General features: G+C 69.3%; 11 protein-coding genes. 2 read left to right on the forward strand and 9 right to left on the reverse strand.

The features are described from left to right. Window position 1: 1 nt before the first annotated feature. The 3 genes from WMF34_RS47595 to WMF34_RS47605 form a co-directional block, all read right to left on the reverse strand. Window positions 2-1,105, reverse strand: a complete 1,104-nt coding sequence (locus WMF34_RS47595; RefSeq protein ID WP_012241934.1) for a serine/threonine-protein kinase — start codon at window positions 1,103-1,105, stop codon at window positions 2-4. Between the two features lie 96 nt (window positions 1,106-1,201). Further along, on the reverse strand, window positions 1,202-3,286 hold the full coding sequence (locus WMF34_RS47600) for a serine/threonine-protein kinase (protein WP_012241935.1): 2,085 nt from the start codon (window positions 3,284-3,286) through the stop codon (window positions 1,202-1,204). A 256-nt stretch (window positions 3,287-3,542) separates the two neighbouring features. Continuing rightward, window positions 3,543-4,445 (reverse strand): hypothetical protein, encoded by a 903-nt coding sequence (locus WMF34_RS47605; RefSeq protein ID WP_437991980.1) that lies wholly within the window; start codon window positions 4,443-4,445, stop codon window positions 3,543-3,545. 276 nt (window positions 4,446-4,721) lie between these two features. On the opposite strand from WMF34_RS47605, the gene WMF34_RS47610 reads away from it, so the two are divergent. Continuing rightward, window positions 4,722-6,680: a type VI secretion system Vgr family protein gene (locus WMF34_RS47610; protein WP_437991981.1), complete on the forward strand. Its 1,959-nt coding sequence runs from the start codon at window positions 4,722-4,724 to the stop codon at window positions 6,678-6,680. 43 nt (window positions 6,681-6,723) lie between these two features. After that, window positions 6,724-7,965, forward strand: coding sequence for a TIGR02270 family protein (locus tag WMF34_RS47615; RefSeq protein ID WP_437991982.1), 1,242 nt, complete (start codon window positions 6,724-6,726; stop codon window positions 7,963-7,965). A gap of 1,366 nt (window positions 7,966-9,331) precedes the next feature. Here the strand turns inward: WMF34_RS47615 and WMF34_RS47620 are convergent. The 6 genes from WMF34_RS47620 to tssG form a co-directional block, all read right to left on the reverse strand. Beyond that, window positions 9,332-9,904, reverse strand: a complete 573-nt coding sequence (locus tag WMF34_RS47620; protein WP_437991983.1) for an imm11 family protein — start codon at window positions 9,902-9,904, stop codon at window positions 9,332-9,334. Window positions 9,905-9,919: 15 nt separating this feature from the next. Next, entirely contained in the window at window positions 9,920-10,630 is a 711-nt protein-coding gene (locus WMF34_RS47625; protein ID WP_437991984.1) for an AHH domain-containing protein, read from the reverse strand. Window positions 10,631-10,645: 15 nt separating this feature from the next. Then, window positions 10,646-11,026, reverse strand: coding sequence for a DUF4150 domain-containing protein (locus WMF34_RS47630; protein WP_012241942.1), 381 nt, complete (start codon window positions 11,024-11,026; stop codon window positions 10,646-10,648). Between the two features lie 33 nt (window positions 11,027-11,059). After that, window positions 11,060-12,112, reverse strand: a complete 1,053-nt coding sequence (locus tag WMF34_RS47635; RefSeq protein ID WP_437991985.1) for a hypothetical protein — start codon at window positions 12,110-12,112, stop codon at window positions 11,060-11,062. Next, the gene (locus tag WMF34_RS47640; RefSeq protein ID WP_437991986.1) at window positions 12,112-13,143 is read right to left on the reverse strand and encodes a DUF2169 family type VI secretion system accessory protein; all 1,032 of its coding nucleotides are present in this window, start codon (window positions 13,141-13,143) and stop codon (window positions 12,112-12,114) included. The genes WMF34_RS47635 and WMF34_RS47640 overlap by 1 nt, the downstream gene beginning before the upstream one ends. A gap of 87 nt (window positions 13,144-13,230) precedes the next feature. After that, window positions 13,231-14,265 carry a type VI secretion system baseplate subunit TssG gene (gene tssG, locus WMF34_RS47645; RefSeq protein ID WP_437991987.1) on the reverse strand — a complete coding sequence of 345 codons (1,035 nt, stop codon included), beginning with the start codon at window positions 14,263-14,265 and terminating at the stop codon, window positions 13,231-13,233. Between the last annotated feature and the right edge of the window lie 10 nt (window positions 14,266-14,275).

Consider the following 14,275-nt stretch of genomic DNA (forward strand, 5'->3'; position numbering starts at 1 on the left):
GCTACGGCGCGTCGCCGTACACCCTGCCGAGCTGCTTGTAGAGGAACCGCGCCGCGTGCTCTCCATAGGGCGTCTGCGCCGCGTACACGTCGGGCGAGGCGATCGGCGCGTGCGCCGCCAGCGCGCCGGGCCGCCCGAGCCGGGCGAGATCCTCGCCGAGCGCCTCCATCGAGGCATACCGGTTCTCCGGCCGCTTGCGCAGGCACTTCGCGATCACCGCCTCGAGCGCCCGCGACGCCGGGCTCTCACCCAGGTTGGGCGGCGGGGGCGGCGTGACGAGCTGGTTGGCCAGCACCACGGCCTCGTCCATGGCGGGCGCCAGGGCAGGGGAGGAGCTCCGCGCGACGCTGAAGGGGAGGCGGCCGGTGAACATCCGGTACATGAGCATGCCGAAGCCGTAGACGTCCGTGCGCCCGTCGGGAGGGTCGCTGACGGTCTGCTCCGGCGCCATGTACTCCAGGGTGCCGACGGTCACCCCGGCCTGCGTGAGCCCCGAGTGCTCGTACAGCTTCGCGAACCCGAAATCGACGACCTTGGCCGCCCAGGCGTCGCCCTTCTCCCCCACGAGGAACACGTTGGCGGGCTTCACGTCGCGGTGGACGATCCCCGCGCGGTGGGCCGCGCCGAGCCCGGCCGCGGCCTGCAGGAGGAAGGGCACGCCGGCCTCCGGGGAAAGCCGCTTCTCGCGCAGGAGCAGCGAGCTCAGCGACTCGCCGAAGAGGAACTCCAGCACGAGGTAAGGCGACCCTTCATGGAGGCCGATGTCGAGGACCTCGACGATGTTCGGGTGAACGACCGTGGCCGCGGCCTTGGCCTCCAGGAGGAACCGCGCCTTCACCTTGGGCTCGCGGCGGAACCTCGGCTCCAGCAGCTTCAGCGCGACGGGCGCGCCGCTCTTCGTGTCCTCCGCCAGGAACACCTGCGCCATGGCGCCGCTGCCGATCAGGCCCCGCACCCGGTACCGCTCGGCGACGATCGCGCCCACGTGCTCGGTGGGCTGGGACCGGATCCGCCGGATGTCGTGGCTCGCGACCAGCTTCTCTCCGTCGTGCGGGCAGAAGCGGTGGTCATCCGCGTACCGCCGGTGGCAACGAGGGCACAACATGAGGTCCCGTCCTCGGGGATAGCCCTTCCGCCGCCCTTTTTGCAAGACCTGACGTGCGCGTCGTGATCGCGCCTCGCGAAGGCGCGCGCGGCGCGATCACGACGCGCGGGACACGTCCGACGGCATCCGCGCTCTGGGCTCGTGGATCAGGACCGTCTCGGCGCTGGAGAGCTCCTCCATGTCGGGCGCGTCGCCTGACATGCGCCAGCCCGGGCTCCGCTTGGGCAGGCTGTCGAGCAGGCCGGCGAACGAGCTCACCCACTCCTCGACGTCCTGAGGCCGCTCGTCCGGCGACAGCGCGAGCGCCCGCGCGAAGGCGCGGTCGACGTCCGGCGGCGTCCCCGGGAGCAGCGACGAGACGGGCGGCGGAGGGGCGCGCGAGAGGCTCGACAGGATGGTGGCGAGGTCCTCTCCGGCGGCGATGCGCCGTCCGGTGAGCGCCTGGTAAGCGACGGCCGCGAAGGAGTAGAGATCGCTGCGCGCGTCCACCGACCTGCCGCGCGCCTGTTCCGGGGCCATGTAGAGCGGAGTCCCCAGGAAGATGCCCGTCGAGGTCGCGCTCACGTCGGCGGAGAGCTCCTTGGCGATACCGAAGTCGAGGATCTTGACGTGAAAGTCGCCCGGCCCCGTCGACGGGATCAGGAAGATGTTCTCCGGCTTGACGTCGCGGTGCACGAGCCCCGCCGCGTGCGCGGCGCCGAGCGCCGAGGCACCCTCGCGCAGCAGCACCGCCACCTGGGCTGGCGTCCCGGGCCCGTGCGACTTCATGGCGTGAGCGAGGGTGAAGCCCTCCAGCCACTCCATCACGATGAAGAGCGTCCCGTCCTCGAGCTCGCCCGAGTCGTACACCTCGACGACGGACGAATGATGGATTCGCGCGACGAGGCGCGCCTCTCTCGCGAACCGCTCGCGCACATCCTCGTTGTTGAAGTGCTCTGTCCTGATGGTCTTGATCGCGACCTCGCGCCCGAGCCGCTCGTCGTGGGCCTTGAACACCCTGCCCATGCCGCCCTCCGCGACGGCCCGGGTCAGGCGATACCGCCCTGCCACGCGATAGGGGAACGGCCGCGGCCTGTTCAGCGCGGCGCCGTCATCGAGGCATCGCTCCACACGCTGATCGTAACAGCGCTGGCAGCTCGGGCATATTTGCAGGATATCGATTCCGCGGCGCACCATGTCTTCGAGCGTCGCTGCCCGCCGCTCCGCCGCGCTCGCGAGATCCTTGCGCAGCCGCGAGAGCTCGAGCGCGCTGCCGAGGTGGTGCGCGAACGAGCGGACGAGCCGTCGGGTCGTATCGCTCCACACGACGCCGCTGCCGACGATGACCAGCGCGCCGTGGACGTCGCCCGACATGCCGAGGACGGGGACCACGACCTCCGCGGATCTCGGAGAGGAGTGTTGCGTGAGCGCGGCGTGGCGCAGCGCGTCGACGTGCGGCGCCTCGGTGGTGGTCGCGGTGAGGCTGACCATCGCCTGCTCCTCGGCCTTCCACACCGCGACCTCGCGGGCGCCGATCGCCTCCGCGATCTGCGCCGCCGCGGCGGACGACCACCTCGCGAGGTCGTCGAGCGCCTGCGCCGAGGAGACGACGAGCTCCGCGAGTTTCTCCTGCTCCTCCGCGAGCTGGCGCGCGAAATACTGCACCGCTGCGTACGCGATGGCCGACACCGTGAGGAGGTTCATCGCGAAGAAGCCGGCGAGGAGGCTCGGAGGCGCCTCCGGCGCGACGCCGGAGAGGAGCGGGTCGGCAACGCCGGCCGCCATCACGAGCAGCGCGTACGCGATGAACCAGGGGATGGACGCCCGCGATCCGTGGAACAGCAGCAACGTCAGCGGCGCGAGGAGCGCCCACAGGACGACGCCGCTCGATCCGACGAACCCTCCCCGGCTCGCGTGCATGAGAAACGGCAGGGCGAAGATGAGCAGCGCCTGACGGAAGCGGAACCCGGCAAATTTCTTCGTCCTGGCGAAGTGGGCGAGGCTCAGGCCGGTACACACCATGTAGCCGAGCGGGATCGCCGCCGAGCGGTGGTCCCCGGCTGCCCCATAGGCGATCACCCAGACGGGGCACGCGCACGCCTTGAGCGCCGCGGTGAGCGTGAGGATCTTCTTGTGCTGGCGCACCTTCGGATCGTCGCCCGACTTCAGCCCCATCCGAGCGATGGCCTGGAAAAACTTCATTCTGGTCGATTGTACGACGCTGAGCAGGGTGGCCTCAAGCCGCGGTCAAGCATTCGGGGGCGCGATAGAGCCGAGCTGTAGATGTGGGCTCACTGACAGGGGGCGGTCGCTCCGGCGTGCGCTGCGTGGAGACGAGCGACGGCCCGGTCTGCGCGCGCGCCGATCGACCGAACCGACCATCATCTGCCACCTATCTGCCACCTATCTCCCATCTATCTCCCATCTATCTCCCATCTATCTCCCATCTATCTCCCATCTATCTGCAGCACCGCTCGGGCCGCGTTCCTCCTCGCCCGCATTGCTGACACCACCAGCTCGTTTTGCCCGGCTGCTCGGGTGTCTTCGGCGTCCTCGGCTTCACGGAGATTCCCGCGAGCTTTTCCGCCGCTTGCGGCGCCTTCTCGACAGGCTTGCGCGCCGTCGAGAGCTCCGCGCGCAGCACCCGCACCTCCAGCGCGAATGAGTCCCGCTCGGCGCGCGCCTGCCGGGCCTCCTCCAGCGCTGCCTGGCGCTCCGTTTCTGCGATAGCCTTCGCGCACTCCAGGGCGGCGTGCGCCGCGTGCTGCGCCTGCAGGGTCGCTTCGGCCTCACGCTGGGCTGCCTCGGCGTCGCGCTGGGCCGCGTGTTGCGCCTGCCGTGCCGCTTCGGCGTCGCGCTGGGCCGCGTGTTGCGCCTGCCGTGCCGCTTCGACTTCGCGCAGCGCGGCCTTGGCGTCGCGCTGGGCCGCGCGTTGCGCCTGTCGCGCCGCTTCGGCCTCATGCTGGGCTGCTTCGGCGTCGCGCTGGGCCGCGCGTTGCGCCTGCCGCGCCGCTTCGGCGTCATGCTGGGCTGCTTCGGCGTCGCGCTGGGCCGCGCGTTGCGCCTGTCGCGCCGCTTCGGCGTCATGCTGGGCTGCTTCGGCGTCGCGCTGGGCCGCGCTTTGGGCCAGCCGCGCCGCTTCGGTCTCGCGCTGCGTCGTGTCCTGCGCATGGCGAGCGGCCTCCGCGCCGCGGCGCACGGCCTCGCGCTCCCGCGCCGACTCGGCATGAGCCGCTTCCCCTGCTGCGAGCGCGCGCCGCGTGTCCTCGAGAGCCCTCCGTAGCTGCCGTCGCCCCCGCTCGGCGACGAGCGCCGCCACGAGCAGCGCCACCAGCGCCAGGAGTGTCAGCCCTGCCGTCATCCGTCCGCCTGCAAGCGTCCGCGCTTCGCGAGCAAGAACGCGCGGTTCTCCGCGGTCAGGTGCCCACGGAACAGGGAGGGGAGCTCGTCGTAAGGGGTCACAACGCACCCGCGCCAGCGAAGACAATCAGCGCCGCCTCTCGAGGGCAGCGATGTCCTTGTCGCACACCGCTCGCTGGACGCCAATGGCCTCTGGGCCCGTCGCCGCGCTGCGGCTCCGCGGGCCCCCTGTGGTAGTCTCGGCCCGACCGCCGGCCCTGAACCAAGAGGATGCGCGATGCCCTACTCCCAGGCGAAGACGATCCTCGCCCTCCATAGCCCCCTCGGCCCCGACGCCCTCGCCCTCGTCAGGATCCATGGCGAGGAGCGGCTGTCTGGCCTGTTCCGGTTCGAGCTCGACCTCCTGTCCGAGGAGCGGGCCATCGATTTTGCTTCCATCGTCGGCCAGGGCATCACCGCGGTCATTCGCCTCTCCAGCGGCGGCGAGCGCACGATCCACGGCGTCGTCACGCGCTTCCGTCAGGCCGGGCGTGTCCACGTGGACGGCGGCCAGCCGAGGACCGCTTACCGCGCCGAGATCCACCCCTGGCTCTGGTTTCTGACCAGGACCACCGACTCCCGCATCTTCCAGGACAGATCGGTGCCCGATATCGTGAAGCAGATCTTCGATGATCTCGGCTTCTCCGATTACAAGGACGAGCTGACCGGCTCGTACGCTCCTCGCGAGGTGTGTGTCCAGTACCAGGAGACCGCGTTTCAGTTCGTCTCGCGGCTGCTGGAGGAGGAGGGCATCTATTACTATTTTCAGCACGAGGACGGAAAGCACACCCTCGTCCTCGGCGACGACAGCGCGGGCAACCCGCGCTGCCCCGATCTCGGCGACGTGCGTTACGTGGGCGCCGCCGAGACCTCGACGCGCGATGAGGACGCGATGACCGTCTGCGAGCTCATCGGAGAGGTCGTCGCGGGGTCGTATGCGGCGACCGATTACAACTTCAAGGCGCCCAGCACCTCGCTGCTCAGCCAGGCGAGCGGCGGCGGGGCGAAGCTCGCGCTCTTCGAGTATCCCGGCGGCTACGCCGACAAGAGCGCCGGCGACGCGATCGCCACGCGTCGCATCGAGGCGGAGGAGGGCGTGGCCCGGCGCCTCGTCGGCAGCTCGTTCTGCCGCGCGTTCACCGCCGGCCATGCGTTCCAGCTCGTCCAGCACGAGCGCTCCGACGTGAACGGCGAGTACCTGCTGCTCGCCGTCACGCACTCGGCCGACAACGACGAGTACCAGAACTCCTTCGAGGCGATGCCCATGCAGAGCCCCTTTCGCCCCGCGCGCGTGACGCCGAGGCCCATCATCGCGGGGGCTCAGACGGCCGTCGTCGTCGGCAAGAGCGGCGAGGAGATATGGACCGACGAGTTCGGCCGCATCAAGGTGCAGTTTCACTGGGACCGGTACGGCAAGCGCGACGAGAACAGCTCCTGCTGGATCCGCGTCGCCCAGTCCTGGGCCGGCAAGGGGTGGGGGAGCTGGTACTTGCCGCGCGTCGGCCAGGAGGTCGTGGTCAGCTTCCTCGGCGGCGATCCCGACCGGCCGCTCTGCACCGGGTCGGTGTACAACGCGGACCAGACGGTCCCCTACGCGCTTCCCGGCGAGCAGACGAAGAGCACGCTCCTGTCCCGGTCGTCGAAGGGGGGCAGCGCGGGCAACGAGCTCCGCTTCGAGGACAAGAAGGACAGCGAGGAGCTCTTCATGCACGCCCAGAAGGACATGGTCGTCGACGTGGAGAACGACTGGACGATCGGCGTCAAGCACGACCAGTCGATCACCATCGATAACGATCAGACGCTGGCGGTGGGCGGAGACCAGACCATCAGCGTGGAGAAGAGCCGCACGGTGACGATCGACAAGGGGGACGACCTGCTGACGGTGGGGAAGGGCAACCGCACGATCGACGTGTCGAAGGGCAACGAGTCGCACGCGGTCAAGGGGACGCGGGACCTGACGGTCGAGGGGCACGAGACCCACACCAACAAGGCCAACTTCACCCAGGAGGTGAAGGGCAATCACGTCCTCAAGGTGAAGGGGAACCTGGTCATCGAGGCCAAGACCGTGACCATCAAGAGCGAGCAGGCGATGACGCTCAAGGCTGGGAAGGCGCTGAAGGGCGAGGCCGGCGCGGATCTCACGTTGAAGGGCGACGGGAAGGTCGCGATCAAGGGCAGCGAGGTGAAGAACAACTGACGTCCGCCCGGGCGTGGGCGAGCGCGTCGCGAAAGGAGCGCCCTTGTCGATCACCGAGGATGAGGTCTTCGCGCAGGCGGTGGACAACGCAGGGTTCCTGTGGAGCCAGCGCGACAGCGCGGCGCGCGATCCGCGGTACGACCTGAAGGGCCTGGCGGAGGTCGACGGGCGGCTCGCGGCGCAGCTCGATCTGCTCGCGCGAGGCGGGCGCGCGGCGTGGGACGGCTGCGCGGCCGCGGCCGAGGAAGGGGGGGCGGGCGAGGTGTTCGCGGCGCTCTCGCTCGCGCTCACGCGGCGGGATCAGGGGGCGATCGCGGCGCTCATCGCGCGGGGGATCGATGCGCCGGCGGTTGCGCGCGGGGTCGTGTCGGCGCTCGGGTGGGCGGCGCCGGAGCTCGTGAAGGACGTGCTGCCAGCGCTGCTCGGCGCGAAGGCAGAGCCGGCGCTCCGGACCATCGGCATCGCCGCGAGCGCGGTGCGGCGGCGGGATCCGGGGCCGGCGCTCAAGGAGGCGCTCTCCGCAGAGGACGCGCGGCTGCGGGCCAGGGCGCTCAAGGCGCTCGGGGAGCTCGGGTACGTGGAGGGGCTCGACGATGCGCGGCGGGCGCTTTCGGCCGAGGACGAGGCGGTGCGGTTCTGGGCGGCGTGGTCGGCGGCGCTGCTCGGGGAGGCGCGGGGCGTCGATGTGCTGCTCGAGATCGCTGCGGGTGGCGGAGCGCTCGCGGAGCGCGCGGCGGGCGTGGCGCTGCGGCGGCTCGGTCCGCACGCGGGGGCGAGATGGCTGAGGGGGCTCGGTGAATCGCCGGGGACGGCGCGGGCGGCGATCGCGGGGGTGGGGGCGCTCGGGGATCCGGCGCACGTGCCGTGGCTCATCGAACGGATGAGCGCGCCCAGGCTGGCTCGCCTGGCGGGCGGGGCGCTGTCGTTGATCACGGGCGTGGAGTTGGTGAGAGAGGAGCTCGAAGGGCCCGAGCTGGAGGAGGCCGGGCCGAGCGACGACCCGGAGGACGAGGACGTGGGGCCCGATCCGGACGACGGGCTCCTGTGGCCCGACGCGGCGGCCGTGGGGCGGTGGTGGGCGCGGCGGCGAGGGGACTTCGCGGCGGGGAAGAGGCATCTCTGGGGGAGGGGGGTCGATCTGGAGGGGCTCAACGAGGTGCTGCGGCGCGGGAGCCAACCGGCGAGGGCGGCGGCGGCGATCGAGCGGTGCTTCTTGAGGCCGCGGCTGGGGGTGTTCGAGGTGCGTGCGCGGGGGGAGGCGCAGCGGGCGGAGCTCGGGGGGTAGGGGACGAGCACTGCGAGCCGGTGGAGAGCGCTCTGCTGCGGGCGGCGCGATGCGGGGCGCGATGCGGGGCCGGCCATGTGCCTCCTGGGGGAGAGAGCTTGGGCCACTTCCTCGGCTCGGAGAGGCAGGGGCATTGAAGGCCCGCTCGCGCCTACGTCCGGCGTGGAACCCACTCGCTCGTGCGCTGGCCTTTTGACAAGGCAGAGGCGTCGTGGCGTACACTACCTTACGACGATGAGTGGGGTCGACACGACGGCGCTGGGGGGCGTTCACGGCTGCCCATGCTGAGGCGGTGGTCAGCGGCCGAGGGGCCTGATAACGCCGAGAGGGCTGCAGTCGATGCTGTGGGTGTAACTCACCGTGGTCCGTATATCTCTGTGGCCGAACAATGTTTTGAGCAAACAGGCATCAAAGTTTAAGGATGATTCAAAATGATGCGTACGCCATCGCAGTTGGCGCTCTCCGCGTCGATGTTGAATTTTGCTACGCGGCTGGTGCAGGTGTCAACACTCTTTGCGAATAAACATATTAGCATCGTGGACACCACTGCGATCCCGAGAGTCAAGTGGGTGAAAGTGGCGTGGGAACAGACTCTGAGTCGCATCGTAGCACGACCCAAAGGCTGGAGGCGAAACACGGTGTTGTTTCCAGGTAAGGAGCTTTGGCGTTGGCATTACATTATGGCGCATGTCATCAAGAAAGGCAAAGCTGCGCGCCGGATCGACCCGACGCTCCCGGCATACGAGGAGCACCTGGTCGAGGGGCCGCCAATAGAAGCCATCACCTTCAGACGAATCGGGTCGAGCAAGGCAAGCGTTGAGCTAGATTCCATAGGTCCAACGATGAAATTGAGATTAGGTATCGAGTATAAGTAATGCTCCAATGGTGACTGGTCGGCAGAGATAACTCATTGCGGCGGTACTGAGTAGGTTGAGCGCGAGGATCGAGCTCTCTCTCTCTCTCTCTCTCTCTCTCTCTCTCTCTCTCTCTCTCTCTCTCTCTCTCTCTCTCTCTCTCTCTCTCTCTCTCTCTCTCTGCTTCCCGTATGTTACCGAGCCGACTGGCTTATCGCGCCCTGTCCGGATGACGGCGCGCCTCGCGGCTGTTCGGCAGGGGTCCGTCCGGCGATGGCCATCGGGGGTGTTGCCCCGACATCGCACGGCGCGATGGATATCCAGCTGGCCACCGTCCGTTGCTGCAAAGCGATGGCCATCGTGGATCTGACGCGATGCAGCCCGCGAGGCCGACGAGCCTCGCGGGCTGCGTGCCGCAATTTAGGCGCCGGTACTCGACCTGCGTCGCGCGAGCACGTCGTTCCGGTGAACGATTTGAGAATTCCCACTTTCCTGACGGCAACGGCGCGGAATCAGGTCACCCATTCGCTCGGCTTTAAGAACCGGAGCGTAGGGAAGCCCACTGAGAGCAGGTGATCCCGCACTTTCGCGTGGATCAGGATCGTGCTTGTGTTCTCTGCGAGTCGGAATATCAGCGCGCCGAGCGCCTTGTCTTCGTTAACCGCGAGCGCGTCGAAGCTCGTGTCGAACCGCGCGTCACCATCGTGGCTTTCCCAGACGGAACTCGCGAGATCGGTCGCTGCGATCAGTCCCACGATATTCACGGCCCGGTAGCTGTAGGTCTGTCCGGTTTCCGTGTTTTTGAGTACAGCACGGTAATGGTCGATGTTGTCGACGCCGCATGCGAGCAGGGCAGATACGAGCCGAGCAGACATCAGGCACATGTTGCCATCGTACATCTCGGAGGGCTCGCCTCGAAAGCTGCTTACAGGGATGAGATCGACCTCGATCGGGTCTGGCAGCGCTGCCAGGAAGCGTTGCCCGAGGGACCAGCTGTCGACTCCATCGAAATCGAGCCCGTCCTGAAGGTCCAGGTACCCTTCGTTCTCGTCCTGCGGCACCTCGTAGGTCAGCACGTAGTACATCGTGAACCCTCATCGCTATTTCATCAGCTTCGATTTTTCAGAGGTATAGATCCCAGACCCCGTCGGCCACCGCCGGGGCGAGCCCCTCAGGAACCCACGGTATCGCCTGGAGAGCGCGTTGAGCCGCCCGACGAGGCCGAAGGGAGGTCGCTTCGCGTTCTGCATCTTCTCGCCACAGAGCGGACATTGGTCGCTCTTCTTGACGAGCTTGTCTGCGATCGCGCTCAGGCTCTGGCTGGCCTTCTGATTGTACTGCGCGTGTGCGTTGTGAAACTGCGCGCCTGCGGCCTTCATCGCCTGGATAGCGTACTCGTCTCGGTCGAGCGCGCCCCATCCGTCTGCCGGGTACGTGGGTAGCCACACGCCGTTCTTTTGGTCGTTCACGTCATATCCCACGTCCCCATCCACCGTGTCCCCCTTCTTCATGAATTTCAGTAACTTCGTCGCTTTCTTCAGGGACGCGTTTCCAGGGATGAGGTGGTGTGCCGCCGGCGTTACATCGACCTTCTCTCCCGAGACCATCGAGGTCCATGAGGGGCGATGACCCAGCGCTTGCCCGAGCTTGCTCGAGCTGTTCGCCATCGAGTTCTCTGCGCTGTCGACTGAGTTGGGATCCTCGTCAAGCTTGTTTTCTGTGGCTTGCGTAGGCTGCTCGGTGCAGTACCAGCAGTTATCCTTCTCAGGGACCATGAGGTCGATTGCGATTGATTCGCCGATCTCGGGCATTGTTTTGGTCTCCTGCTATCCCATCATGTTCTTCTTGTTATGGAACAGCGGATCCCCCAGCCGGCACACGTTCTTCCCTTCGAACTTCACGTCGAACGAGTACAGCATGAACTCGCACTCCCCCCGGTTGCACGAGCTCATCACGCCGCCGGCCGTCCCCGCCTCGTCGCCGCTCGATTTCGAGTACTTCGCCCCCTTCACCATCGGCATCTTCCCGTCGCACGTGACCTTCTTCGGGCCGTCCGACGTGTCCGACGCCTGCCCGATGTTCGGATAAGGGATCGGCACCGGCCCGCCGGGGGTCGGCGTCTTGCAGACGTCGGGGAACACCATGCTCATGCCGCCGCTCTGCTTGTGGACCACCCCGCGCATGTTGGCGAACACCTTCGTTCCCATCGCTCGCTCCTCCTGTCCCTTCCGCTCGCCGAATCACTCCCTGTCCAGGATCGCCGCGCCGCGCGCCGCCAGATCCGACGGCGCCCACACCAGGCAGCGTGACGGGCGGCGGCCCTCTGCCAGCGACATCGCCGCCAGCCCCACCAGCATCGCACCGAGCGCCGCCCCCGCGTCGCCGACGCAGTCCGCAGGGTGCTCGATCACGAAGTCTTCGGCGATCCTCTTCTTGTGCCGCGCCACCGCCACCCCCCACTCCTTGGCAAAGAAGCTCTCGCCGTTGAAGCCGGCATACACCGTCCGTACCGGTGCCCCCGGCGCCGCCGCGAACGCGGCCTTGAGCGCCGCGTCCAGCCCCTCACCGCGGTACGCCGCGCCCTCGTTGTAGCGGTGCCCTTCCTCCTCCGCCGTGCCCACCGAGACGAGCCGCGACAGCGGCGTGCGCCCCGAGCCCGGCCGCGCGAGCAGCAGGAACGCCGCGCCCTCCCCCGGGATGAAACCGTCGAAGATGCCCGCCGCGCGCAGCCGCTCCTCGAGGTCCAGCGTCCCGAGCAGGTACAGGTCGAGGAGCGTATCCACACCGCCCACCACGACGCGATCATACCGGCGCGCGGAGAGCCCCTCCAGCGCCGCGGCGAGCGCCAGGAAGACCCCCGCCCGCCCCGCCGGGAACACCCGGCTCCGCGCCAGATCGAGCTTCACCCCCGCCTGCGCAGCGAGGTGCTCCAGGAAAACCGGCCCCACCGGCGCGGGACGGCCTCCCGGGAACGCCTCGGGCCCCGCGAGCAGCACCGCCGCCGGTCCGGGCGGAGCCTCCTCGAGGCATGCGCGCAGCGCCGGGCCGGCCAGCCGCAGCATCCGGATCTGCCGCGCGGTCAGCCCGGCGATCCCCTCGAGCGCAGGCGCGAGCGGCGGCAGATCCGGAGTCGCCACGAGCGCCATGACCAGCGGATTGAAGCGGCGATCCAGGACCGAGCTCTGCTGGAACCGATCGATCCCCGCCCGGACCGCCGCGCTCGTCACCTCGGCGCTCAGCCCGACAGAGCTCACCATCCCCACCCGCAGGATGTCCGCGCCCGGCGCCGCCATCACGACCTCCGTCCGCTCAGCTCGATCCGCTTCGCGTCGATCTCCACCAGTTTCACCTTGAGCGCTCGCTTGTCGCAACCCACCTCGCCCAGCCACACGATCCCGAGCCGCCCCTCGCCAGGCTCGAGCATCACGGTCTGAAGCCGCATGGGCGGCCGCTCCACGCTGGGTTCGATCGTGACCTTCACGTCGAGATCGCACAGCGGCAGCCGCACATCCCAGGGATCTGGCGAGGCGTTCTGCACCTTGACCGGCTCGCCCCCGCGCAGGTGGCCCGGACAGACGAGGCCCGGCGAGGCCGCGTTGAAGAAGCGCGCGTCGAAGTCCTTCGGCAGGTACGGCGCCCGCGTCTCCTGCCAGGCCTCGTCGTAGGTCCCCGCATACCGCTTGCGCGGCTCCCACGAGGGCGCGATGAAGCCGAAACCCGCGGGCGGCGGGCGGTCGCGCGTGCCCGAGATGAGGTGCGCCGGGTCCTCCAGGTTGGGCAGCCGCCGCACCGCCTTCTCGGGCGGCGCGCTCCGCAGGCCGAAGCCGATGCCCACCGGGTTGCGCTGATCGATCTCCAGGGGACCCTTCTCGGGATCGTACTTCAGCACGCCACCGAAGGCGCGCTCGTAGACGAGCGGCAACCGCTCGAACGGGACCGGCGGAGAGATGCGGAGATCCAGCGGGCCGCGCCATTCCCGGTCGCCGAAGACGCGGACCACCTTGGCGACCGGGCCGACCGCGAGCGACACTTCGACCGAAGGCGCCGGGCGCCCGCGCGGCGCCCACGCCTCGCCGAGCAGCACCACGTCGGTCGCCGGCTTGCCGAGGTGGAGATCGGCGGCGTGCTTCAGGCTGGTCTGTCCAGGCTCGCCCCAGTACTCGTCCGCGAGCTTCAGCGGCTCCTGCGCCTCGGCGATGCGCAGCGCCCCGCCGCGGAGCGCGAAGGTCGCGCGGACCGCGACGTAGAGCGTGTCCACCCCGCGAGCGTCCGGGAAGAGCGCGATGTTCGCCTTGAACGCGGTGTTGTTCCTGAGCTGGAGCATGGGAGTTCGGCGTGACGAGCGAGCGGGTCGGCGTGGCGAGCGTCGGTGTGGTGAGCGAAGGGCCAAAGCGCAGGTCGGACGAGCTCGTCAACCAGACCGCGGCGCGGCGCCCGGGCCCGCATCCGGATCGCCAGCACCCCCGAGCGCCGCCCCCCGCAGCCTCTTCTCGATCGGCTCTCGCCTCCGCGCGCCCCCGCCGAGGCACGCCGTCGTCCCGAGGCGCGCCCCGTGCCGCCTCCCGAGCCGCGCCGCCGGCGCCTCCTCGGCGCGCAGGCGCAGGAGCACCGTGAAGCTCAGCACCTCGCCCGCATAGAACCGCGTCAGCGCGCACAGCGGCTCGAGCAGGTCCCCTCCAGGCAAGCAGCGCAGGTAATCCCGGAGCGACAGCGGCCCCACGACGAGCTCGAACCCCGCCTCCTGGTCCCACGCCCGCCGCCCCAGGATCGCTCCATGCCCGAGCCCCCGGTTGCGCCCCGAGGGGCCGATCGCCGTCCGATCGCTCTCCTCGATCGGGTGGTACGCCCCGGTCAGCGGCGCCGCCTCGATCGGCACCCGCAGGTGATGCCGCAGCAGCGCCGTGAGGCCCGCCATCGGCCGCACCTCCCGCGCCACCAGCGCCGCCGGCTCGAGCAGCGCGCGATCGCTCACCGAGAGCCGCCCGCGCAGCGACGGCAACCCGAGGCCGATCAACGCATAGAGGTACCGCGCGGCGTCGTCCTGCTCCGGAGACGCCACGCCGAGCCCGATCCGGTGCCGCTTGCGGATGCGGTAGACCAGCGAGAGCAGGCGATGATTGAAGATGTCCAGGAAATCGCGCAGCGCGAAGTCGCGCCGCGCCGCGCGCTGGTACACGAGCTCCGCGAACGGCGGCGGCAGCGGCCCGAGCGCGCCCGCGAGGCTCATGAAGCTCGCGGTCAACACCGCCGGCTCCCCCTCGCGCGCGGGGCGCTCGATCCCGGCCACGTCCGTCTCGGGGAACGCGAGGTCGATCGCGCCGCGCAGCCGCACCGCCTCGGCCGCGGGCTCGGCGCTCTCGCCCACGCTCCGGCAGCCCTCCGCCCGCGCCTCGAGCAGCGCCACGGCCTGGAAGAAGTCGAAGCGCCGGCCCTCGGCGAAGAGCACGTCCTCCTCG

Source organism: Sorangium sp. So ce145, assembly GCF_051525985.1.
GTDB classification, from domain to species: Bacteria; Myxococcota_A; Polyangia; order Polyangiales; family Polyangiaceae; genus Sorangium; species Sorangium cellulosum_B.

Excerpts from the sequence above, each read along its gene's own strand:
- WMF34_RS47595 (WP_012241934.1), bottom strand. The coding sequence starts at position 1,105 with ATGTTGTGCCCTCGTTGCCACCGGCGGTACGCGGATGACCACCGCTTC.
- WMF34_RS47600 (WP_012241935.1), bottom strand. The coding sequence starts at position 3,286 with ATGAAGTTTTTCCAGGCCATCGCTCGGATGGGGCTGAAGTCGGGCGAC.
- WMF34_RS47605 (WP_437991980.1), bottom strand. The coding sequence starts at position 4,445 with ATGACGGCAGGGCTGACACTCCTGGCGCTGGTGGCGCTGCTCGTGGCG.
- WMF34_RS47610 (WP_437991981.1), top strand. The coding sequence starts at position 4,722 with ATGCCCTACTCCCAGGCGAAGACGATCCTCGCCCTCCATAGCCCCCTC.
- WMF34_RS47620 (WP_437991983.1), bottom strand. The coding sequence starts at position 9,904 with ATGTACTACGTGCTGACCTACGAGGTGCCGCAGGACGAGAACGAAGGG.
- WMF34_RS47625 (WP_437991984.1), bottom strand. The coding sequence starts at position 10,630 with ATGCCCGAGATCGGCGAATCAATCGCAATCGACCTCATGGTCCCTGAG.
- WMF34_RS47630 (WP_012241942.1), bottom strand. The coding sequence starts at position 11,026 with ATGGGAACGAAGGTGTTCGCCAACATGCGCGGGGTGGTCCACAAGCAG.
- WMF34_RS47635 (WP_437991985.1), bottom strand. The coding sequence starts at position 12,112 with ATGGCGGCGCCGGGCGCGGACATCCTGCGGGTGGGGATGGTGAGCTCT.
- WMF34_RS47640 (WP_437991986.1), bottom strand. The coding sequence starts at position 13,143 with ATGCTCCAGCTCAGGAACAACACCGCGTTCAAGGCGAACATCGCGCTC.